The sequence below is a fragment of the Algoriphagus sp. NF genome (genome assembly GCF_028823735.1).
Taxonomy (GTDB): Bacteria; Bacteroidota; Bacteroidia; order Cytophagales; family Cyclobacteriaceae; genus Algoriphagus; species Algoriphagus marincola.
In genome coordinates, this window is record NZ_JAPEIB010000020.1 from 56,926 (window position 1) to 79,751 (window position 22,826).

The following is a 22,826-nucleotide window of genomic DNA, read 5'->3' on the forward strand; positions in this document are numbered from 1 at the left end:
GATTTAATGCCTCATTTGAGGCGTACAAATATATTTATTAATCATCAAATGCGACTATCCACTCCCACAAAAATGAAAGTTGGATACACATTTTTATAAGTCTATAACTGATTAATTGTTCAGGAGGTTTAACAAAGTTGAGATCCTTGTTTTCAACTGTCTTCTATCGATGATGAAGTCCAAAAATCCGTGTTCGAGTACGAACGCTGAACTTTGGAATCCTTTTGGTAAATCTTTACCGATCGTCTCTCGAATGACACGCGGCCCTGCAAAACCAATCAAAGCACCCGGCTCGGCGATGTTAAAATCACCCAACATCGCATAGGATGCAGTGACACCACCTGTGGTCGGATCAGTGAGTAAAGAGATATATGGAATTCCAGCCTGATCGAGTAATGCCAATTTTGCAGATGTTTTAGCCATTTGCATCAAAGAAAAACCTGCCTCCATCATCCGCGCACCGCCAGATTTGGAAATCATCAAAAATGGAACCTTATGCTTCAATGAGTAATCAATTGCTCGCGCAATTTTCTCCCCTACTACCGAACCCATTGATCCACCTATGAAGCTGAAGTCCATACAGGCAATCACGATATTCAGACCATTGATCTTTCCGTGAGCTGTCCTGACCGCATCCTTCAAATTGGTTTTTTCGATACTGCTTTTGATTCTGACAGGATAAGGTTTGGTATCCGAAAACGTCAATGGATCTCCAGAAGTCATGTTTTCATCCAGCTCCTTAAACTTATTGTCGTCAAAGAGAATCTCGAAATACTCAGCAGATCCAATCTTGACATGGAAATCATCATCGGGGCAAACATAAGAGTTGTTCTTAAGCTCTCGCGTATGAATGATATTTCCTTTGGGAGTTTTGAACCACAGACCATCCGGCGCGTCTTTCTTTTCCGCAGTAGAAGTCTTGATCCCCTTATCTGTTCTTTTAAACCAAGCCATAATTGGATTATTCGATTTTTTTGAAAAGTCAAAGAAACAAAGTTAAACCTTAAATCCATGAAATGAAAAATAAGTGGAAGGCAATTCGGGTCCCTTTAGCTGAATCAGCTAGTATATCCAAGGTATTATTGGAGTGCAACTCCCAAATATTTACTATTTTTCGACATTACCCCAAAAACATAAACCCGACCTACCTCTAGCTATGAGCTATACCGTCATTTTAGTCCTTTCTGCTATCATTTTGATACTAGCCTATCGATTTTACGGCAATTTCGTTTACAAAAAATTCGGATTAAATGACAAGAATCCTTCCCCTGCTCATACTCATCGGGACGGGGTGGATTACGAGCCTAGTAAGCCAATCGTGGTCTTAGGCCACCATTTCGCTTCCATTGCAGGGGCGGGACCAATCGTGGGCCCGGTGATAGCCGTTACTTTTGGATGGATTCCGGCAATAATTTGGATTTTGGTGGGTGGTATTTTCTTTGGGGCGGTACATGATTTGGGAAGTATGGCGGCTTCCCTCCGAACCGAAGGAAAATCCATTGGAGTCATTATCCGCAACCAGATTGGTCTGCGCGGAAAGCAATTATTTGTGATTTTTAGCTTTTCTACCTTGATTTTGGTGATCGGAGTTTTCGCTGATATCATTGCGAAGACATTCATCGCCAATCCAGCGGTTGCTTCTGCTTCTTTCCTATTTATACTTCTGGCTGTGGGTTTTGGGATCGTCAATCGATTGATTGGTGATCGGAAAAAAGCCTTCCTACTCATCTCTATCGTAGGTGTGACCCTCATGTATTTCTCCGTCTATCTCGGAATGTTGATTCCTTTTGCACTGGATTACCGTGCATGGATTTTCCTACTTCTCGCTTATGCATTTATCGCATCGGTGACTCCCGTAAGCCTTTTACTTCAGCCAAGAGATTACCTCAATAGCTTCCTTCTTTACGGAATGATGCTAGCAGCCATTTTAGGAGTGATTTTTTCGAATCCTACCATCCAAATGAGTAGCGAGGTCACCCTTACTGATCAAAATTTGGGATATATTTTCCCGGTATTATTCGTAACTATCGCCTGTGGGGCAATCAGCGGTTTTCACTCTTTGGTCGCTTCAGGCACGACTTCTAAGCAATTGGATAAAGTAAGCGATGCCAAAGTGGTTGGCTTTGGGGGAATGCTCATTGAATCCTTTTTGGCCATACTATCCGTCGGTGCGGTAGTAGTTTTGAGCAAAGGAGAATATTTATCGAGGCTTGGCACTGAAGGTCCTGTCTCTTTATTTTCCAGTGGACTCGGGGGAATGATCGGTTCTTTGGGAATCCCAGTTGAATTTGCGGTCAGTTTTGTTGCTTTGACGGTATCAGCATTTGCTTTGACCACCTTGGATACCTGTACCCGGCTCGCCCGGTTTACACTTCAGGAATATTTCGAAGATGTGAAAACTCCCATGGGCAAAACTTTATCTGAAAATCGCTTCGTTTCTACCGGTTTGGTGGTTTTATTTTCTGCCCTTCTGCTCGCTTCTGGCGAATTTGCCACGCTTTGGCCCATCTTCGGTTCGGCAAATCAACTTCTCGCAGCTTTGGCTCTATTGACCATAGCGGTCTGGATGATTCGGAAAAAGAAAAATGCCTTGTTCGTGACTTTGCCAATGTTCTTCATGTTCACCGTCACCTTGGCTTCATTGGGCTTATTTGCTTGGAAAAATTTCCAAGACCAGGTCTATGTACTTTCGCTGATCGCAGCCTTACTTTTTGTACTAGCTATTTCTTTGATGATTTTGGCTACACGAAGTATCAAAAAAGAGATCAAAGAGCCGGCAAAGGCTCTCTGATCGTTTCAGGCTCAATTAAAGAGAATTAAAAAGCTGAGGAGCTTTTTTTGGAATTCGCCAAGCTAGAGAAAAGCTAATCAAATAGTCTGCAAAAGCGGCGTCTCCGTGTACGGTATCTCCTGCTTGTGAATTTTCGATATCGGTAACACTCTGAGTCCGGTTTCTCCAAAGAGCAATGGGAACATTCAGAGTGCCTGTCACATTTCCCTTCATGTAGCTGATTCCCGGTTCAACAGAAATGATATATCCCGGACGTCTAAATCCCTGACTTCCTCCTACAAGATCTCTTACGGGAATTCCTTCCAATCTGACTCCCATTGAAACACCCAGTCCATGGATTTTTTCAAAGGAACGAAATACACCTGTTCTGAGTGCAAATTGATCCGGGACAGACATAATGGCTTCATTTGGTCTTCTGCGGTTCGTGGGAGTTCCATTGGTCTCTCGAGGATTGAGCAAGTAAAAACCATCATAGTACCAGAAGTTTGTACTCCCAATATTCCAAAGACCTTGAAAATCCAGAATAATCCCAGTACCTCCATCACCTAATTGGATTGATTGATCGACTGTCTTCACTTCTGCGATTCCCTCATCACCTTGATTATAGAAAGTACTTGTAGCGGCATAATCACCAGTTGGGAATTTCACACCTAAACCTATCGCAGTATTTCCTTTTTTGGCTTTTTCTCCGGAAAGCAACCAATATCCAGCGCCTAGTCTCATATCTCCAAAGCCCATTGAATAGGTAGTATGCCTTTCCGTCCTTCCATGCTCATACAATGAACTTCTATCATTGTACTGAAAAGGTAAAGACACGATACCATAAACCCTTTCGGAAAAAGCATAGCTGATATTAATGTCTAGGCCGTGTTGCCGATTAATTACTTCTGTTCCATCTTCAATCCGATTTGGCTCTTCGTGAGTTCCTCTAAAATGTCTAAAAGACTTAAAGTACCGGTAATTTGCTGAAATATTCCATTCTCCTTTTTCCAAAATATTTCCTTGTCCGACCGCATTTCCCAAGCCAGAAAATTGACGGATTGCCACGCATCCTTGGGCATGGCTGATGATTGGTAGCAGCGATAAGCCTGCCACTACCAAGGCTGGTAATAGTATTTTTTTCATAGTAAATAGCGTAATAGTTAAGGCCAGAGAAAGTCCGACCAGAGAAAATTGAATATCATCTATCGATTCAATCGGTAGTGATGAATGAAAGATGACAGCTTGAAAACTATCAGCTAATCTGCGGAGGTGGAGTATCTAATTGAAAAAAAGGACTCGTGTAAGTTGAAAAAATAAACCCTAAATGCTCCATTGAAACCAATTCTTGGATCGGTGTAAATTCAATAAAGTACTGCTGAATATAATCTTTTACAAATACCTTGAGGCTTATCGTTTTGGATGACTCTTGCTGCATTTCCCCTTCAGCCAGCCAAGAAACCCACTTCTCAAATGTACTTTCTAGCTTTTGTCGAGAGGTATCCGCTACATAAACTATCTGAAGTGTATCATTTTGATAACGCTGTTTGATCGCTCTGAAAAATTTCCCATCCTTCTCAAAACGGGTATTCGTAGCCCGAAACTCCTGCTCATTGGCCATATAAGGTGCTGCTAATGGCACTTCAAGTAATCGTTCTTCTAACTCGATCTCATTGGAAGCTGCATAAATCTTCTCGCTCCATGTATTTTCCACTTGTACCTGATGGGTAAAATAGAATACATAATGCCCAAAGTGATATAAGGCAAAGCAGAATAAAAGCGATATAGAAAGAAGTTTCTTCAAAAATGTATTTTTCCAATAAGTGTTCAAACTCCACATATTTCCCAAAAAAACCTAATATGAGAAGGACTTTATCGAAAAATACTAGTCACACATTTAACCTGAATGGAAACCAACTACGACATCCCAAAATACCGGGGCGGTTGATTGAAATTTAAATTTGGTCGACTGACCCACTGAAAAAGGCACAAAAAAAGGAGCAATTTTCACCGCTCCTTTTTTATTTATTTCCTCAAGTAAATTAAAGCTTACGCTTGATTTCTCTCATTTCATACCCTTCAATGGTATCATCGATTTGGATGTTATTGAAGTTTTTGATGGAGATACCACACTCATAACCTGCTTTTACCTCGGCTACATCGTCCTTGAATCGCTTCAACTGATCGATTTCCCCATCGTGAATAACGATTCCATCTCGAATCACTCGAATCTTGTTTTTTCTGGTGATGTATCCGTCAGTTACGTATGAACCTGCAACTGTTCCGACTTTAGAAATCTTGAATACCTCACGAACCTGGATATTTCCAGTGATGACTTCTTCAAACTCTGGCTCAAGCATACCCTCGATCGCATCTTTGATTTGATTGATCGCATCGTAGATGATGGAGTAGTGACGAATTTCGATTTCTTCCTGTTCGGCAAGTCGCTTCGCGTTGGCAGAAGGACGAACCTGGAATCCAAGAATAATCGCATCGGATGCTGAAGCCAAAAGCACATCGGATTCAGAAATCTGACCCACAGCTTTGTGGATGATACTTACCTTGACCTCATCTGTAGAAAGCTTCAACAAGGAATCAGAGAGTGCTTCCACTGATCCATCCACGTCACCTTTGATGATGATATTAAGTTCTTTGAAGCTACCGATAGCCAATCGACGACCAATTTCATCCAAAGTAATGTGCTTCTTGGTACGGAGACTTTGCTCACGCTGGATTTGCTCTCTGGAGTTGGCAATTTCTCTGGCTTCACGCTCATTGTCGTAAACCTTGATAATATCACCTGCTTGTGGAGCTCCACTCAAGCCAAGTACCTGAACTGGTGTAGATGGTCCTGCTTCCTTGAGTTTTTTACCGGTATGATCAAACATGGCCTTCACACGTCCATAGTGCGAACCAGCCACCATTACATCACCTACCCGAAGTGTACCAGCTTGGATCATCAAAGTAGCCACATATCCACGACCCTTATCCAAGGATGCTTCAATGACAGTACCTACCGCATTTTTACCTGGATTGGCTTTCAACTCAAGAATTTCTGATTCTAGGAGTACTTTCTCCAACAAATCATCAACACCTTGACCTGTTTTTGCGGAGATATCCTGAGACTGGTACTTACCACCCCATTCTTCTACGAGCAAATTCATATTGGCAAGCTCTTCCTTGATCTTATTTGGATTAGCGTTAGGCTTATCCACCTTATTGATCGCAAAGATCATCGGTACACCAGCTACCTGAGCGTGGTTGATTGCTTCTTTGGTCTGTGGCATGATGCTATCATCCGCAGCGATCACGATAATGGCCACGTCAGTGATTTTAGCACCACGAGCTCGCATCGCCGTAAAGGCTTCGTGACCCGGAGTATCCAAGAATGCGATTTTATGACCGTCTTTGGTTCTTACATCGTATGCACCGATGTGCTGGGTAATACCCCCTGCCTCATCAGCAGTTACTTTCGACATGCGGATGTAATCCAAAAGAGAGGTTTTACCGTGATCGACGTGACCCATGATCGTAACGATCGGTGCACGCTCAATCAAATCCTCTTCCTTATCGACTTCCTCCTCTACAATTTCATCTTCGATATCCTTGGTGAATTCAACCTCATAGCCAAATTCATCAGCAATAATGGTGATTGCTTCCGCATCCAATCGTTGGTTGATGGAAACAAACATTCCCAAAGACATACACGTGGAGATAATCTCATTTACGGATACGTCCAAGAGTGCCGCCAAGTCATTCGCTGAGATAAACTCGGTAACTTTCAGGATTTTTGATCCTTCCTGTACTACATCTGTAGTATCTCTTTCGCGTTCTGCTTTCTTATCACGTCGGCTTTTCTTACTACCTGACTTACCGCCCTGTAGCCTTGCCAAAGTTTGCTTGATCTGATCTTGGATTTCCTTTTGAGTAGGCTCAGCTTTCTGGTTTCTACCCTGCTGGCCTTTTTGTCCAGGAGCACCTTTTTGGTTTCGATCTCCTTGATTTCTGTTTCTGTTTCCGCCTTTATCGATCCGCTTCCTAGGTCGCTTTTTATCTCTAGCTCGCTCATCAGAAGAAGCCACAGGACCACCTTTCTTTTTCTTTTCGGCGGGTAATTCAATCTTTCCTAGGACTGTTAATCCCTTCAGATTATCCGCTTTTGCAGAAATAAGCTCCTCTTTCTTAGGTTGCTCAGGCTGTGGTTGAGGTTTTACTACACCTGGTAGTTTTTTCTCATCTTTAGGTTGCGGTTCAGGTTTAACTACCCCTGGAGCTTTTTTCTCATCCCTCGGTTTTTGAGGAGCTGGAGCAGGCTTAGCTGGAGCAGGTCTTGACTGCTTCTCATGTCTTCCACCTTTTTTATGATCTGTCTTTTGAGGAAGATCAATTTTACCCAATACCTTAATCCCTTCCAACTTAGGAGCTTCGATTTCAGCTTTGTCCGTTTTCTCAGCTTCAGGAGCTTTAGGCTCTGCCGGAGCAGCTTTCGGTTCTTCTTTTTTCGGAGGTGTAGGAGCAGGCACTTCCTCTTTAGGTGCGGGAGCTGGAGTGGGCGCAGGCGCTGGAGCAGGCTCTGGCTCTGGCTTGGGCTCTGGCTCAAGCGTAACTGTCTCATGTCGCTTCCCTATGGAGAGATGCGATGCTTCTTCTTTTTCCTGAGCAGAGGATCTAAATTCCCGATTCAGCAGCTCTACTTGCTCCATGCTGATTTTTGAATTGGGATTGTCCTGAACCTCATGGCCTTTTTTGCCAAGAGTCTCCACGAGGGTTGCTGTCCCTACGTTGAGCTTTCTTGCCAAAGCGCCTAATCTCATCATTTTTTCTTCTGACATACGCTAAAAACCGCTTTCGAAATCTTTTTTACTATTGGGTAATTCTACGGGTTAAACACCCTGACTTATTCAAACTCTTGTTTTAATATCTTGAAGATCTCCTCGATGGTCTCTTCTTCCAGTTCGGTTCTTCTTACCAAATCTTCTTTGGTCAAAGCCAATACGGAACGAGCCGTATCCAAACCGGTTTTCTTCAACTCATCGATGATCCAAGCATCAATTTCATCTTCAAATTCGATCAAATCGACGTCTTCTTCCTCATTTTCATTCAGCTCTCTGAACACGTCGATCTCATATCCTACCAATCGGCTTGCCAATTTGATATTGTATCCGCCCTTTCCGATTGCCAAAGATACCTGATCGGGCTTTAGAAATACAGAAATCCGACGAGTTTCCTCATTGACGCTCAATGAAGATACCTTAGCAGGACTTAATGCACGGGCTACATAAAGGTCCAAATTCTCTGTGAAATTAATCACGTCGATGTTCTCGTTTTGCAATTCACGCACAATCGCATGAATTCTTGAGCCTTTCATTCCCACACATGCACCTACTGGATCAATTCGATCATCATAGGATTCCACAGCCACCTTGGCTCGCTCTCCTGGCTCTCGCACGATCTTTACAATGGTAATCAAGCCATCATAAACTTCAGGCACTTCATTTTCGAAGAGTCTCTCCAAGAAAACAGGAGATGTTCTTGACAAAATGATTTTTGGATTGCCATTCATCATGTCAACCTTGTGGACGATGGCCTTCACGGTATCGCCTTTTCTGAATCGATCCTTAGGGATTTGCTCTCCTTTAGGCAAAATCAGCTCATTCCCCTCTCCATCAATCATAAGAATCTCACGGCCGAGAATCTGGTAAACCTCAGCAGAGACTACCTCTCCGACCAATTCTTCATATTTATTGAAAAGAATGTCCTTCTCCAAGTCCTTGATTCTCTGGATCAGAGTCTGACGAGCCATCTGCACAGCTCTTCGCCCAAACTCTTCCAGTTCGATTTTTTCATAAACCTCCTCACCGATCTCAAAATCCGGTTCGATTTTGCGTGCATCGGTCAGGCTAATTTTATCAAAATCCCAAATATCTTCAGAATTGTCATCCACAATCTCACGGATACGGAAGATCTCTAAGTCTCCTTTATCAGCATTGATTGTCACGTCAAAGTTTTCGTCCGTTTCAAATTTTTTACGGATCATGGCTCTGAATACATCCTCAAGAATACGGATCATGGTAGGTCGATCCACATTTTTAGATCTCGCAAATTCAGCGAAGGAATCTATTAAGACTTTGGCATCCATTTGATTTATTTAAAAGATACTTGTACAACTGATTTTTTGATATCCTCAAAAGCAACATTTACTTCCTGTAATACCGCTTTTTTTCCTTTTTCTTTCATTTTAGCCTCCAAAACTATTCCTGATTCGGAGACCGATATTAGTTTTCCTTTCAATTCCTTCCCGTCCTGAAGAAATACTTTCAACTCCCTCCCGATATTTTTTCTATACTGTCTTTCAGAAGAAAGTGGAAAATCCACTCCCGGAGAGGAAACTTCAATTCGATAAGCCGAATCGATCAATTCTAATGCCTCAATCTCTCCGGACACTGCCCGACTCACTTTTGCACAACTGTCGATCGTCAGTCCTGTATCTGCATCGATCAGAATATTCAATAGCAGCTGATTAGACTTGGAAGTCAGCTGTAAATCCACCAGAAAATGACTTTCGTCCGGCAGACAATCAATAACCAAAGCCTCAAGTCTATCTTTCAAATCATTCATACAGTAAGCATAATGAAAGAGGGGACATGTGGTCCCCTCTAGAAACTATCGAATACGGCACAAAGGTAAAATAAATTTAATCGAAAACCAATTCTCCCCCCAAGAGGAAATTTAAAGAAACCACCATCCATTCAAATAAAAATTAAAAAGAAATGAAACATTTTAAGAGCCTGAGATATACGGCTTGAAATTTGATCCAAAAAATATGCCCAGAGATTCCTTTTTGTGGTCAGAACATAATAATTTTGCCGACCTCCGTTTAATATGCTTATCTTGTTGAGAGCTGTTAGACCCTACTTCATTTACCTTCAAAAACACCAAAATAAAAATGGGATTATTTGATTTTTTCTCAAGTGACATTGCCATAGACCTTGGTACTGCCAACACGCTGATTATCCACAAAGATAAAATCGTGGTGGACGAGCCCTCTATTATTGCGATTGACAAGACCAATAACCGTGTACTTGCGGTCGGAAGAGAAGCTATGAACATGCATGAGAAAACGCATGAAAACATCAAAACAATCCGCCCACTGAAAGATGGAGTAATCGCCGACTTCTACGCCGCTGAGCAAATGATCCGAGGTCTCATCAAAATGATCCCCGGACAGAAAAAAGGAATGTTCCCGCAATCGCATCGGATGGTCATCTGTATCCCATCTGGGATCACTGAAGTAGAAAAACGAGCTGTACGTGACTCTGCGGAGCATGCAGGTGCCAAGGAGGTATACATGGTGTTTGAACCAATCGCTGCGGCAATCGGTATCGGAATAGATATCGAAAAGCCAATGGGATCTATGATCGTAGATATCGGAGGAGGTACTACTGAGATCGCTTTGATCGCGCTTTCAGGTATTGTAGCCGATCAGTCCATCCGAGTGGCAGGTGATACCTTCACCAAAGATATATTGGACTACATGCGGAGACAGCACAACTTACTCATCGGTGAGCGATCTGCCGAGAAGGTAAAAATTGCCATCGGGTCTGCACTTACGGAACTCGATGACGCTCCAGAAGATTACGAAATCAGAGGTAGGGATTTGATGACCGGTATCCCGAAAGTAATCAAGGTGTCTTATTCCGAAATTGCCTTTGCTCTGGATAAATCAGTCTCCAAAATAGAAGAGGCTGTTTTGAAAGCATTGGAGATTGCTCCCCCGGAACTTTCAGCAGATATTTATGATAATGGTATCCACCTCACCGGAGGAGGAGCACTTCTTAAAGGCTTGGACAAGCGATTACATCAAAAAACCAAATTGCCCATTCACATCGCTGAAGATCCACTTCGTGCAGTAGTACGAGGCACAGGCACAGCGCTGAAAAACTTGCATAATTTCCGAACCGTATTGATGACTTAAAGCCCGAATGCTACGCATTTTCGAATTCCTTTATAAACTAAGGGCCTTTTTACTATTTGTCTTATTAGAAATCATCGCCATCTGGATGGTGGTCAGAAATAACTCTCCCCAAGGAGCAGCATTTTTCAATAGCTCGATGGCCATCTCCGGATCATTATTGAAAACTCAATCTGACATTACAGGATTTTTCAGTCTTTCTGAAGAAAATGATGAGCTAAGCGCTCAAAATGCCCGCTTGCTGAAGGAGTTGATTGGTCAAAATTCCATGGATAGTGTTTCCTACGCCCCATTGGATTCCAGTTTTAAGGCTTCCTTTGAAATCATCGGTGGTAAAATAGTAGGCCAAACCCTGCGTCTAGCTCAGAATCACATCACGATCAATCGAGGTGCGGACGATGGAGTCACAGAAGGAATGGGGATTTTCACCCAAAATGGTGCCGTGGGAAGAGTTAAGGAGGTCTCCAAAAACTTCTCCGTAGGTATTTCCCTCCTAAATACCGGGCTCTTGGTCTCTTCCAAAATCAAATCAAGCGATGTCTTCGGATCTATCAACTGGGATGGAAAAGATACTCAGGTGGCCAAAATGCTCTATGTACCTAGACACGTGACGCCTTCGCCTGGAGACACCGTAATCACTTCCGGCTACAACGCGGTCTTCCCGGAAGGGATTTTGATTGGCACAATCAAAAGCGTCAATCCATCTGAAAACCAAAATTACCTGGATATCAGTGTGCAACTGAGTGCTGACTTCAGCAAACTTAATTATGTGTATTTGGTCAGAAATACATCCATTGAGGAGCGGGATTCTCTCTATCAACAAGCCGAGATAAGCGATGAATATTAGAAATCTTTTTTCGACAATCATCTGGGGATTGCTGCTGCTGGTTATTCAGATATTCTTTTTGAAAAACCTGGCACTCTTTGGCGTTGCCCTTTGTTTCATTTATCTATTGCTCATTTTACATCTACCTGTCAACATATCGACCATTTCGCTTTTGGTGATCAGTTTCTTAGTTGGACTGACCGTGGATATGTTTTACGATACGGGAGGAATTCATGCAGTCGGCACTACATTTATAGGATTTTTTCGACCTATCTGGCTACGAATCATCAGTCCAACGGGTGGATACGACGAAGGAACTTCCCCTACCCTTCAGGAAATGGGCACAGGTTGGTATTTGACCTATATTGTTCCTATGACATTCTTGTTTTCTCTTTTGTTTTTCACAGTAGATCAATGGGGAACCATGGGTGTTTTCAATATCCTAAACAAAAGCTTTTTTTCCTCCATTTTAACGGTGCTTTTGGCTATACTTGTACAAGCGTTGTTCTATAAAAGAAGGAGGAGTATTCTATGAACGACAAGAGGCCGTTTGTCATCATTATCATCATTTCCTTAGTTGGCTTAGTTTTGCTGACCAAGCTTTTTATGATACAGGTAATGGACGATAGCTTTACCCGTAGGGCAGAGCGAAATGCCATTCAGCGAGTAGTCGATCATCCTTATCGTGGATTGATTTATGATCGAAACGGCGAACTCCTCGTTTACAATAATCCTATTTTTGACCTAATGGTTGTACCCAAGGAGTTCTCTGTAAAGGACACAGCTAAATTCCTTTCGATTTTTGGGATTGAAAAAGAAGATCTAGTCACAGCTTACAATGCTGCTAAAAAGTATTCATCCGTCAAGCCATCTCCGCTGATCAAGCAAATTTCTTCAACGGATTTTGCCAAGATTCAAGATTTCCTCATCGACTACCCGGGCTTATTTATTACCACTAGGTCAGTCCGATCCTACCCTACCCCTATTGCAGCTCATGCTCTTGGCTATATCGGGGAGATCAATGCCCGCCAACTCGAGAGAGATAGCTCAGACTACTACGAACAGGGTGATTATGTAGGCCTAAGTGGAATGGAGCGATTCTACGAAGATGAACTGAGAGGTCAAAAAGGGGTCAAATACAAAATGGTCAACGTCCGAGGCGTAGATAAGGGACCATTTAAAGATGGGGCTTACGATACCGCGTCCGTTGCAGGAATCAATCTAACGTCAACACTGGATCGAGAACTTCAGCTATACGGTGAGCATCTGATGGAAGGTAAAACCGGATCAGTCGTGGCCATCGAACCAAAGACAGGGGAAATCTTAGCCATGATTTCTGCTCCTTTTTATGACCCAAATGAACTGACTGGAGCTGATTTTGGAAAAAATTACTCCATTCTGAACTCCTTGGATAGCAAGCCTTTCCTTAATCGTCCGGTCATGGCCCGCTACCCACCTGGATCTATTTTCAAAATTGTGCAGAGCTTGATTGGTTTGCAAGAGGGCATTCTATTTCCAGAGACGACCTTTGCTTGCAACAGATCTTTGGTGGCTTGCCACAATCATCCTTCTCCGGTCAATCTTTTCGGAGCTATCCGAAATTCCTGTAACCCATATTACCATCAGGCTTTTCGAAGGATCATCAATCAGGAGATCTCCAGCAATACCTTTAAGGATACGCAGATTGGTTTGGATGCCTGGAGGGAAAAAGTGATGAAATTCGGACTTGGGGGAAAACTTGGAGTGGATATGGTCGGCGAATACGGCGGCGATGTTCCATCCAGCAAACTATACGATCGAGTGTATGGAGAAGGTCGCTGGAAATATTCTACCATTTATTCACTTTCCATCGGACAGGGTGAGTTGCAAGTTACTCCATTACAAATGGCGAATCTGGCGGCTATTTTTGCCAATAAAGGATATTATTACACGCCTCATTTAATTAAGGCTGTAGATGGTGATCCTACGAGAATCCCTGCCAAATTCAGAATCCAAAATGATGTAGGTGTTGACCCCAAGCATTTTGATCTAATTCAAGACGCAATGGCCGAGGCACTTTACGGAACAGCCAACCGGGCAATTATCCAAGATTTGGTCATTGCCGGTAAAACCGGAACAGCTCAGAATCCTCATGGAGAGGATCACTCTGTATTTGTGGCTTTCGCACCAAAGGATGATCCGAAGATTGCAATCGCGGTCTACGTAGAAAATGCGGGATGGGGTGGTCGAGCCGCAGCAAGCACGGCGAGTTTGATGATTGAAAAGTACCTTCGAGGACAAATCACCAGACCCCAGTTAGAAGAATATGTATTGGCCAATAACTTCATCTACTAATGCGAAGTAACGATCTACCCATCAGTCGTGTCGATTGGCCTACCGTATTAGTCTATTTTGCCTTAGTAATCATAGGCTGGTTTAATATCTATGCAGCTGTATTTGATAGTCAAAATGCCAAAAGCATTTTTGATTTATCGATCAACTCGGGGATTCAGCTTGTCTGGATTGGTGCTTCGGTAGCGATTATCCTTGTAATCATGGCCGCTGATCATCGGCTTTTTGAAAATCTTGCCCTTCCGGTTTACCTCTTTTTCCTTGTTTTACTTCTATTGACTCCCTTTCTGGGAAAAGAAGTAAACGGGCAGGTTCTATCTATCGGGGTTGGTTCCTTTAGAATTCAGCCTGGCGAGTTTGCCAAATTTGCTACTGCTCTTGCACTTGCCAAGGTGATGGAAAGACCAAATTTTGACATGACACAGACAAAAAATCAGTTCATTGCCCTTGGAGTAGTGATGATTCCTGTGATCTTGATCTTGCTGCAGCCTGATACCGGTACAGCTATGGTATATTTCTCTCTATTCATCATGTTTTACAGAGAAGGTTTTCCTCAGCGCTATTACATCTTGGGTCTTGGTTTTATTGCCCTGTCTCTACTTGCTTTGGGTATTGAAAACAATTTATACTTAGCAATAGGAATAGGGCTAATCTTTTTATTATTAGTATCCATCGGAAAGCGATCTTGGAAAAGGACGCTGGTATTTGGAGCGATTGCCCTGGTGATGATAGGATACAGCTACAGCATCGATTTTGTGGTATCCAAGCTCCCTCCTCATCAGCAAAACAGAATCATGGTTTTGTTCAACCCTGACCTAGATCCACTTGGTGTTGGTTGGAATGTAACCCAGTCCAAAATTGCCATTGGTTCAGGTGGATTCTTAGGAAAGGGTTATTTGCAAGGCACCCAAACCAAGTTTGATTTTGTACCGGAACAACACACGGATTTTATCTTCTGTACGCTAGGGGAAGAATTTGGCTGGTTGGGCAGCTTGGTAGTAATCGGATTGTTTATGACTTTGCTTTACCGGCTGGTCGTCATGGCAGAGCGACAGAAAACACGATTCGCCAGAGTCTATGGTTACTCCGTGCTTTCTATCATTCTTTTCCACTTTATGATTAATATTTCGATGACGATCGGGCTTTTCCCGGTAGTGGGAATTCCACTTCCATTTTTCAGTTATGGAGGATCCTCCTTGTGGTCATTTACCATTTTGCTATTTATCTTTATCAAAATGGATGCATCCCGTTCTCAGCAATTGGGCCGATTGGGTTAATCCAGGAAGCGTCTATAGACCAATGAAAGAAATTCGTCCACTGGCTCTGAATTGGGTTCCCAACCTAACTCGGGGAGGTATCGATGATTGATTAATTCGATGGCGTCTTCCAATGAATCACAGGCATCAAGCGATTTCAAAGCATGAGTCAATAAGTCATCATTACCTTCGAAAAGCTCCTTTCGAAACATGAAACGCTGATTGATGGCCAGGCTTTCCGACAATTCACCAATAATCCCTTTCATCCCTTTATAACTTTCAGCAGAAAATCTAGCACGAACTTGCGTCACTTGAATCGAACCTGAAGAGCTTGGACTTGGACTCTTTGGAGTAGAAGCAATCGGCTCTGGTGTAGTTTCCACTTTTGCCTGAGGAGCTTCTTTTACTTCCTCTTCTTCGAGATTCTCAAAGAAAGAAGCAGACTCCTCCGTCTTTGGGCTTTGGGCAACGGCTTCCGCTTCAGTTTGACTGTCATTTTGTAGATAAGCATCGAGGTCAAAAGCTTTGACATCGCCCAAGGTGGCAAGCAGCAAGTTGACGGACTCCAATTGATCATTCACTGCTTGGTAATTGGCAGCGATGGCTTTTTTATAATCTGACGCCTCCTGACCAAACCCAGCCTTGTCGATCAAAAAATTAATCAATTGAGCATGCCATTTATAATACTTTTTATTCTCGCGCAGGTATTCATTGATCTGCTTTGCCGGGGCCTGATCGATTTCAGATTGATAATAGCTCACAGGATCAGTGGCCAATTCTACAGCTCTTTTAACCGCCTCTTCGAGTAAGGGCTGAAAGTTTCCTTTCTCCACGCGAATCCTTCGCGAAAGCACATTCATAAATTGTGTCAGGGCCTCATGAACTGAAATATCCCGATAGTCGAAATAAGGATTGCTTTTCAGTTTCTGTAATTCCTTCTGCCACAGCTCGAAGAGATGCTTGATCACAAAGAAATTAACTTGGACAGAGCTGGTCAAGCCAACGATATCCTGTCCTGAGATAAATTGCCGATCAGTAAAAAACCGTTCGCAGACGGTCTCGGAGTACGCTTTGGCGTAATTTTCTAAATATTTGCTGTTAATTTGAGTTGTCATTCACTTGGTGATTTACTAAAGTCAACGAAGAAATGTCCCGAATAGTGATAGAGAACTTATATAATCGTACCCTGGACTCGGGCAATCGCTCGGGTAAAGTTATTGAATTAATTCATGAAAATGGTATTGATTGGATGCATGCCTGCGGCAAAAAAGGTCGTTGCACCAGTTGCAAAATGATCGTCGTTTCAGGGATGGAAAATCTCGATGCACCCAATGAACGGGAGCTTTTCTACAAAAAACAAGGAAGATTGAAAGAGGATGAAAGACTATGCTGCCAAACGGATATTCCTGAAGGTGATCTTCGAATCCGAGTGGCAGAAATCAACAAATTCCCCCATCTAGACTATAGCGAGTAAGGCATGTTTATAGAACCATCTGTGCGTAGAAGTGGTACTCATGACCGGAAAGGTCAGCTGGAGGTGATTTGTGGATCCATGTTTTCCGGAAAAACCGAAGAACTGATTCGCAGATTAAACCGTGCCAAAATCGCCCGATTGAAAGTTGAGATTTTCAAACCCAAAATCGACACTCGCTATCACGAAGAGGAGGTAGTCTCCCATAATGAAAACTCGATCCGCTCCACTCCCGTGGATTTCGCAGAAGATATTCTTCTACTCAGCGGAAACTGTGATGTGGTAGGAATAGATGAGGTGCAATTTTTTGATGACCGAATCGTATCCGTGGTCACCCAACTCGCCAATCAGGGCAAGCGGGTAATAATGGCGGGTCTTGACATGGACTTTGAAGGGCAGCCTTTCGAGCCTATGCCCAAGTTGATGGCAGTAGCAGAGTATGTGTCCAAAGTCCACGCGATTTGCATGAAATGCGGGGATTTGGCTGCTTTTTCCCTCCGACTTTCCGATTCCAAACAGAAAGTAATGCTGGGTGAGCAAAGTATCTATGAGGCGCGTTGCCGAAAATGCTTCTTTGAAGACAAACGCTGATGCTCAAAAAGACTGAGGGAATAGTCATCAACTCAATGCGATACAGGGATACAAGCCTGATCGTCAAAATTTTTACCCGTGAGCTCGGACTAAAATCCTACATCATCAATGGCGTGAGAAAAGCTGGTGCCAAATCAAAAGCAGCCCTTTATCAACCGATGACCATTTTGGATTTGGTAGTCTATCAAAAGGAAAATTCGGGACTGCAGCGAATCTCCGAGTCCAAACTAGCCCATCCCTATGCACTGATTCCTTATGAATTTCCCCGCACAAGCATTGCACTTTTTCTGGCAGAGGCGGTTGCCAAGTCGATTTATGAAAATTATCACAACGAACAATTATTCGACTGGCTCAAAAATTCGCTTCTGTGTTTGGACCGAAATACACAGGAAATCAAGCACTTTCCGCTAGTATTTCTCCTAGAGATGGCCAGATTTATCGGGTTTGGGCCTGAAACTCCGTACGAATTATTGGACGAAAGTCGCTCCTTGCCATTTGATGCGCAGGAACTTTCGCAGGCTATCGAATACCTAGAGTGTCTGATGAAGGATTCTTATTCTTGCCAATTGAAAGTAAAAAAGGAACTTCGGGGCAAATTATTGGACTTTTTGCTGGTTTTTTATGGAGAGCAACTCGATAGCAATCAAGTTTGGAAATCCATCGCGATCATCCGAAATGTGATGGCTCAATAAAAATCAGAGAAAAAAACAAATATTTGTTAAATCTAAGATATAGCTGTAATATTGCAGACATACCGCAGGTGAACAGGCATCCCACTTTGTCCTGAACAATTCAAGCAGTTCTTTTTTGCTACGATCTTCATTTGCGATCAAAACCGCGTTAAGCACACTATTATTATCATTCACTCATACTCTCTTTATGTACAACATAGAAGAACTCAGAATCAGATTACTGTCTGAACTGAAGGAAATCGCCGAGGAACTGGGCGTCAAAAACTTCAAATCCCTCAAAAAAGACGAACTCGTCTACGCCATCCTCGACCAGCAAGCTATCACCCCAGAGCAAGCCCTCCCTAAGAAAAAACCTTCAGCAGCAGAATCAACACAAGAGCCTCCCAAAGCCGAAGAACCTGCAAAGGCAGCAAAGCCAGAAAAGAAAGAAAAACCAGCCGCTAAGGAAGAAGAGCCGGAATTCAAACCAAAATTCCGAAGACAAAACGTAACCGAACTTCCTAAAGAGCAAGGCAAGCCAGAGAAAAAAGCGGCAGAACCTGAAAGGGCTGAAGCTCCCAAAAGACCTGAAAAAAGACAGGAAAGCGGAGATGAAAATCCCAAAACTTTTAGACCTAGACGCAAGGTTTTTGAAGAGGTCAACGTAGCCAACGAGTCCAAAGATGAAAAGGCAAAACCAGAGGCAGCAGCTGAACCAGAAGTAGAGCTTCCAAAGCGCAAAAACTTCAAGTCTCAAGATGAAATTCATACTCCTGCAGCCGAAACAGTCCCGAGCAATAAGAAGAAGACCTATGTCAGTCCTAAGGAATTTGACGGAGTCATCGAAAATGAAGGGGTATTGGAAATGATGCCAGAAGGCTACGGTTTCCTTCGCTCACTGGATTATAACTATCTGGCTTCTCCAGATGATATTTATGTATCACCGAGCCAGGTCAAATTATTCGGCCTGAAAACAGGAGACCATATCAAAGGCTCTATCCGACCACCTAAAGAGGGTGAAAAATACTTTGCCCTTTTGAAAATCGGCACTGTCAACGGAAAGACGACAGACGAAATTCGTGATCGCGTTCCTTTCGAGTACCTCACTCCGCTTTTCCCTGAAGAAAGATTAAACCTTTCCGCCAAACCAGACGGCTATTCTACTCGAATCTTGGACCTTTTTGCTCCTATCGGAAAAGGTCAGCGAGGTATGATCGTAGCCCAGCCAAAAACTGGTAAGACGGTCTTATTGCAACAAATCGCCAACGCAATTGCTAAAAACCATCCGGAAGTACACCTGATGATCTTATTGATTGATGAGCGCCCGGAAGAAGTGACCGATATGGCCCGATCCGTACGAGGTGAGGTGATTTCCTCCACTTTTGATGAGCAAGCCGAGCGTCATGTGAAAGTTGCCAATATCGTTTTGGAAAAAGCTAAGCGAATGGTAGAAGTAGGCCATGATGTGGTTATCCTTTTGGACTCCATCACCCGACTTGCCCGTGCACACAATACTGTGGTACCTAGCTCCGGAAAGATCCTTTCCGGCGGTGTGGATGCCAATGCCCTGCACAAGCCCAAGCGATTCTTTGGGGCAGCGAGAAATGTGGAAAATGGCGGTTCCTTGACCATCATCGCCACAGCTCTTGTAGAAACTGGATCCAAGATGGATGAGGTGATCTTCGAAGAATTCAAAGGAACCGGTAATATGGAATTGGCTTTGGACAGAAAGCTAGCTAACCGAAGAATTTACCCTTCGATCGATGTCTTGAGTTCCGGTACCCGTCGAGAGGACTTGCTGATGGACAAGGAAGAAATGCAACGTGTGTGGATTCTTCGCAAGTTGATGAGCGACATGAACTCTCAAGAGTCCATGGAATTCTTACTCAACCGAATGAAAGGAACTCGCGACAATGCAGAGTTTTTGATCAGTATGAATGGGTAAAATGCCCGATGTTTGATGTCGGGTGACCGATGCCTCAGCATCGCTCAGCACAAGTGTCCTGTTATAAAAAACGAAACCGGCTCGAAAGAGTCGGTTTTTTTGTGGTAAAATTTTTTCGGAAAAAAATCCGGTCCTTCAGACCTCGTAAAATCAAGGGGTAATTCCATATTCCCCAGAGCTACACTCTGGGCTAGTATGAGGCAGCCTTTCAGCCTTTTTTGTTGAGTCTACTTAGAAATGATCCGGGGACTAGGCCCAAGGGGCCGAATTATAACAACCCAGTCCGCTAGGGCTGGGATTAACCGATATCCCAATCATCTGGAGGCATGAAGAGCCGACTATATTAATCGAAATACCTCACCGTCCTTCAATCCTCCATTACATTCTACCTTAATCAAGACCTAGGGGCTACACCCCGAGCTGATATAAGTCAGGCCTTCGGCCTTTTGATTTATTCATTGAGATAGATGATTTTTTAGGATTTTAGGGCCACGGGGCCTACTTTTATCAACCATTCCGATAGGGCTGGAGTTTAGTGGTCCAATCTGTTCTGGTTAGACCTGAAAGGCCGATTAGTCATTCTCAATCCCAGACATATTTTTCATCATACTCAATCCGATATTCTTTCAAAAACTCCCGATACTCATCCTGAAAGGAGATTTTTTGATGATGCGCCTCCTGATTCTCAATGTATTTCTTGACCACTTCTGATTTTGATTGACTCACCGAGAACGCACCATATCCATTCTGCCAGCTGAAGTTTCTATCAACCTCAATTTTGCCAATTTTAGACGAATTGGATTTTACTTTATTCAAAAAATCAGCAATTGTGATCGTCCTTGGCAAGGTACATAGCCAATGCAGGTGATCTGGATTCAGATAAATTGCCTCTGTATATGCCCCTAAATCACTACCCACTCTGACTATATATGACTCCATTACGCTCTTGAATTCTTTTTTCACAAGAGGGTTTCTTTCTTTGGTTGAGAATATGATATGAAGGTCTACTTTTGCTAAGGATTGTGGCGTGTCTCATTAGATTAGGTTGAAAATCAGAAAAACATCACATCCAATTTAACTAATGATAAATTAATCACAATTATATTACCAGAAAATCTAATCCTCGGAAAACACGGTCTTTCAGACCTCCATTACATTGTACCTTAATTAAGACCTCGGGGCTATACCCCGAGCTGATATAAGTCAGGCCTTCGGCCTTTTGATTTATCCATTGAGATAGGTGATTTTTTAGGATTTTAGGCCCAAGGGGCCGGATTATGACAACCCAGTCCGGCAGAGCTGGGATTAACTGATAAACCTATCATCCGGATTCCTGAAGGGCTGATTCATTTTTCTATTTCTTCAATATTTTATTAAAAACACGGTCCTTCAGACCTACCAAAATCATGAGGTAATTCCATATTACCCAGAGCTACACTCTGGGCTGATATGAGGCAGGCTTTCAGCCTTCTTTGTCGGGTCCTAATTGGTGAGTGTGAATCAGGCTTTCCCTATGGTCTGTCGGGTCTATTAAAGGTATTCATCAGACTAGGCCCAAGGGGTCGGATTATGAAAACCCAGTCCGTTAGGGCTGGGATTAACGATAACCCTTTCATCCGGAGGCCTGAAGGGCCGACTATATTAATCGAATTACATCACGGTCCTTCAGACCTCGATAATTTCAATCTTCCAATACCTTAATTTCAGGTACACCATGAGCTGATATGAGGCAGGCCTTTGGCCTTCTTTCAAGGCCCAAAGACCCGGTTGAGATCAACTCAGATTAAGAAGATAGTGAATATTAGTGAATTAGAAGTCAAATCATATCAAAGCATAAATATCAATATTTACACAATATCAATAAGAAAATGGATTTTAAACCACCCAATTTGCTTTGTTTATTAAGTGTTTGGTTAATAGTGATTTACTGAATAATTTTCACTCCTTTTGCATAATTAATAGTATTTGTATAGCAAAAGGAAGCTAGCTAGATTCTTGTAAATAAACTTTTGGATCCGAAATAAACTCATGCATTCAAAAAAATGTCAAGGGCCCTACCTAGCGTAAAAAGAGAACAGGAAAATATTTACATATTTGAGTTGATAAAAGTGTAGAATTCTGAAAATTTGATCAAAAATTAAAATTATTCTGTAAGGCTACTATTTTTCAACGATTTATGACATTTGTCAGAAAATACAAAAAGTTTTTTTTTGTATGTTTGTGGCAATAAAGTGTTAACGAAATTTGATTAAAATTTTTAGAAATATAATTCAGAGCTCCCTACTGGGATGTTTTCTGATCGGACTTTTGGACAATTTCCTTTATATAAAAAGGAAAAAGTCACTTTTTTATTCAAATCCAAAGCAATTCAGCCAATTCGTAGGACAATTTCTATTAATTTTTGGATTGTTGGTGATTGGAGGAGTTGGAGAAGTGAGGGGGCAAATCTCTCATAGAAATTCTCAGACAGCAACAAACCTAGGAAACACACTCTCGATACCTCGTCCTGTAGGATTAGAAATTGGCGATGTCATGATAGTCAATATCATGCAAAGTGAAGATTCTGGTAGTGCTTTTGTACCTGAATTAAACGTTGGAATCACATCTCCTGGGTGGTCACCTGTTAATGAAAGAATTATCCAATCGGTTTCAAGTTTCAATTCCAATGCAGAATGGGGGGCGTCAGTACTCTTTAAAGTAGCAGATGCCTCTGATGTCGCGGCATTAAGCTTTTTATTCACTGGGGATCCAGATACTGAATTAATGGTTGGGGGAATAACTTCATTCGATGGAGTGGACTTTACTGGTGGCTACACTGCATCAGGAATCATTCCAGGTGGGCCTTTTGATGCACCACCAGGAGTAATCAATGTTGGGGTGGGAGAGCCACTCCAAGCTACCAGTATTAATACAACTTCGGCTGATTCTTATGTTGTCATGTTGAGTATGGTTGCTGCTCAAAGAACATTTGGTAATGGAGCTGGCGGCTGGCA

The 22,826-nt window shown here is 42.7% G+C and carries 18 protein-coding genes and 1 pseudogene; 11 read left to right on the top strand and 8 right to left on the bottom strand.

What is annotated here, in order from left to right; genetic code table 11:
• Positions 1-111: 111 nt before the first annotated feature.
• Positions 112-954, bottom strand: a complete 843-nt coding sequence (accD, locus tag OU792_RS11080; protein WP_274670198.1) for an acetyl-CoA carboxylase, carboxyltransferase subunit beta — start codon at positions 952-954, stop codon at positions 112-114.
• A 202-nt stretch (positions 955-1,156) separates the two neighbouring features.
• Here accD and OU792_RS11085 point away from each other — a divergent pair, with 202 nt between their 5' ends.
• Positions 1,157-2,791 carry a carbon starvation CstA family protein gene (locus tag OU792_RS11085; RefSeq protein ID WP_274670199.1) on the top strand — a complete coding sequence of 545 codons (1,635 nt, stop codon included), beginning with the start codon at positions 1,157-1,159 and terminating at the stop codon, positions 2,789-2,791.
• A 15-nt stretch (positions 2,792-2,806) separates the two neighbouring features.
• On the opposite strand, the gene OU792_RS11090 is transcribed toward OU792_RS11085, so the two are convergent.
• The 5 genes from OU792_RS11090 to OU792_RS11110 form a co-directional block, all read right to left on the bottom strand.
• Positions 2,807-3,916 carry a hypothetical protein gene (locus OU792_RS11090; protein ID WP_274670200.1) on the bottom strand — a complete coding sequence of 370 codons (1,110 nt, stop codon included), beginning with the start codon at positions 3,914-3,916 and terminating at the stop codon, positions 2,807-2,809.
• Between the two features lie 109 nt (positions 3,917-4,025).
• A complete protein-coding gene (locus OU792_RS11095; protein ID WP_274670201.1) occupies positions 4,026-4,574 on the bottom strand; it encodes a hypothetical protein in 549 nt (182 codons plus the stop codon).
• Positions 4,575-4,812: 238 nt separating this feature from the next.
• Positions 4,813-7,602, bottom strand: coding sequence for a translation initiation factor IF-2 (gene infB, locus OU792_RS11100; protein WP_274670202.1), 2,790 nt, complete (start codon positions 7,600-7,602; stop codon positions 4,813-4,815).
• 65 nt (positions 7,603-7,667) lie between these two features.
• Positions 7,668-8,909 (bottom strand): transcription termination factor NusA, encoded by a 1,242-nt coding sequence (gene nusA, locus OU792_RS11105; RefSeq protein WP_026947581.1) that lies wholly within the window; start codon positions 8,907-8,909, stop codon positions 7,668-7,670.
• A gap of 5 nt (positions 8,910-8,914) precedes the next feature.
• The gene (locus OU792_RS11110; RefSeq protein WP_222584022.1) at positions 8,915-9,388 is read right to left on the bottom strand and encodes a ribosome maturation factor RimP; all 474 of its coding nucleotides are present in this window, start codon (positions 9,386-9,388) and stop codon (positions 8,915-8,917) included.
• Between the two features lie 328 nt (positions 9,389-9,716).
• On the opposite strand from OU792_RS11110, the gene OU792_RS11115 reads away from it, so the two are divergent.
• The 5 genes from OU792_RS11115 to rodA are packed head-to-tail and all read left to right on the top strand — an operon-like array spanning position 9,717 to position 15,176.
• On the top strand, positions 9,717-10,745 hold the full coding sequence (locus OU792_RS11115) for a rod shape-determining protein (protein WP_024283781.1): 1,029 nt from the start codon (positions 9,717-9,719) through the stop codon (positions 10,743-10,745).
• Positions 10,746-10,752: 7 nt separating this feature from the next.
• Positions 10,753-11,589 carry a rod shape-determining protein MreC gene (mreC, locus tag OU792_RS11120; RefSeq protein ID WP_026947579.1) on the top strand — a complete coding sequence of 279 codons (837 nt, stop codon included), beginning with the start codon at positions 10,753-10,755 and terminating at the stop codon, positions 11,587-11,589.
• Positions 11,579-12,103: a rod shape-determining protein MreD gene (locus OU792_RS11125; protein WP_100629070.1), complete on the top strand. Its 525-nt coding sequence runs from the start codon at positions 11,579-11,581 to the stop codon at positions 12,101-12,103. The genes mreC and OU792_RS11125 overlap by 11 nt, the downstream gene beginning before the upstream one ends.
• Positions 12,100-13,902: a penicillin-binding protein 2 gene (gene mrdA, locus OU792_RS11130; protein ID WP_274670203.1), complete on the top strand. Its 1,803-nt coding sequence runs from the start codon at positions 12,100-12,102 to the stop codon at positions 13,900-13,902. The genes OU792_RS11125 and mrdA overlap by 4 nt, the downstream gene beginning before the upstream one ends.
• A complete protein-coding gene (gene rodA / locus OU792_RS11135) occupies positions 13,902-15,176 on the top strand; it encodes a rod shape-determining protein RodA (protein WP_274670204.1) in 1,275 nt (424 codons plus the stop codon). Before mrdA ends, rodA begins: the two co-directional genes overlap by 1 nt.
• Here rodA and OU792_RS11140 read toward each other — a convergent pair.
• Complete coding sequence (locus OU792_RS11140; RefSeq protein ID WP_274670205.1) at positions 15,173-16,270, bottom strand: hypothetical protein; 1,098 nt, start codon at positions 16,268-16,270, stop codon at positions 15,173-15,175. The genes rodA and OU792_RS11140 overlap by 4 nt on opposite strands.
• A 32-nt stretch (positions 16,271-16,302) precedes the next feature.
• Between OU792_RS11140 and OU792_RS11145 the strand changes: the two genes are divergently transcribed.
• From OU792_RS11145 to rho, 4 genes are all read left to right on the top strand, one after another.
• On the top strand, positions 16,303-16,629 hold the full coding sequence (locus OU792_RS11145; protein WP_274670206.1) for a 2Fe-2S iron-sulfur cluster-binding protein: 327 nt from the start codon (positions 16,303-16,305) through the stop codon (positions 16,627-16,629).
• A gap of 3 nt (positions 16,630-16,632) precedes the next feature.
• Complete coding sequence (locus OU792_RS11150) at positions 16,633-17,217, top strand: thymidine kinase (RefSeq protein WP_274670207.1); 585 nt, start codon at positions 16,633-16,635, stop codon at positions 17,215-17,217.
• Positions 17,217-17,909, top strand: coding sequence for a DNA repair protein RecO (gene recO, locus OU792_RS11155; protein ID WP_274670208.1), 693 nt, complete (start codon positions 17,217-17,219; stop codon positions 17,907-17,909). Before OU792_RS11150 ends, recO begins: the two co-directional genes overlap by 1 nt.
• 187 nt (positions 17,910-18,096) lie before the next feature.
• Positions 18,097-19,833, top strand: coding sequence for a transcription termination factor Rho (gene rho, locus OU792_RS11160; protein ID WP_274670209.1), 1,737 nt, complete (start codon positions 18,097-18,099; stop codon positions 19,831-19,833).
• A 582-nt stretch (positions 19,834-20,415) separates the two neighbouring features.
• On the opposite strand, the pseudogene tnpA reads toward rho, so the two are convergent.
• Positions 20,416-20,838: pseudogene (gene tnpA, locus OU792_RS11165) on the bottom strand (IS200/IS605 family transposase); the annotation flags it as partial.
• A gap of 1,239 nt (positions 20,839-22,077) precedes the next feature.
• Here tnpA and OU792_RS11170 point away from each other — a divergent pair.
• Positions 22,078-22,826: hypothetical protein (locus tag OU792_RS11170; protein WP_274670210.1), on the top strand; the 749-nt coding region annotated here is incomplete at its 3' end.

Coding starts and splice junctions, on each gene's coding strand:
- mreC (WP_026947579.1), top strand. CDS start 10,753: ATGCTACGCATTTTCGAATTCCTTTATAAACTAAGGGCCTTTTTACTA.
- recO (WP_274670208.1), top strand. CDS start 17,217: ATGCTCAAAAAGACTGAGGGAATAGTCATCAACTCAATGCGATACAGG.
- OU792_RS11085 (WP_274670199.1), top strand. CDS start 1,157: ATGAGCTATACCGTCATTTTAGTCCTTTCTGCTATCATTTTGATACTA.
- mrdA (WP_274670203.1), top strand. CDS start 12,100: ATGAACGACAAGAGGCCGTTTGTCATCATTATCATCATTTCCTTAGTT.
- OU792_RS11090 (WP_274670200.1), bottom strand. CDS start 3,916: ATGAAAAAAATACTATTACCAGCCTTGGTAGTGGCAGGCTTATCGCTG.
- rho (WP_274670209.1), top strand. CDS start 18,097: ATGTACAACATAGAAGAACTCAGAATCAGATTACTGTCTGAACTGAAG.
- OU792_RS11115 (WP_024283781.1), top strand. CDS start 9,717: ATGGGATTATTTGATTTTTTCTCAAGTGACATTGCCATAGACCTTGGT.
- OU792_RS11125 (WP_100629070.1), top strand. CDS start 11,579: ATGAATATTAGAAATCTTTTTTCGACAATCATCTGGGGATTGCTGCTG.
- nusA (WP_026947581.1), bottom strand. CDS start 8,909: ATGGATGCCAAAGTCTTAATAGATTCCTTCGCTGAATTTGCGAGATCT.
- accD (WP_274670198.1), bottom strand. CDS start 954: ATGGCTTGGTTTAAAAGAACAGATAAGGGGATCAAGACTTCTACTGCG.
- OU792_RS11150 (WP_274670207.1), top strand. CDS start 16,633: ATGTTTATAGAACCATCTGTGCGTAGAAGTGGTACTCATGACCGGAAA.
- infB (WP_274670202.1), bottom strand. CDS start 7,602: ATGTCAGAAGAAAAAATGATGAGATTAGGCGCTTTGGCAAGAAAGCTC.
- rodA (WP_274670204.1), top strand. CDS start 13,902: ATGCGAAGTAACGATCTACCCATCAGTCGTGTCGATTGGCCTACCGTA.
- OU792_RS11140 (WP_274670205.1), bottom strand. CDS start 16,270: ATGACAACTCAAATTAACAGCAAATATTTAGAAAATTACGCCAAAGCG.
- OU792_RS11145 (WP_274670206.1), top strand. CDS start 16,303: ATGTCCCGAATAGTGATAGAGAACTTATATAATCGTACCCTGGACTCG.
- OU792_RS11110 (WP_222584022.1), bottom strand. CDS start 9,388: ATGAATGATTTGAAAGATAGACTTGAGGCTTTGGTTATTGATTGTCTG.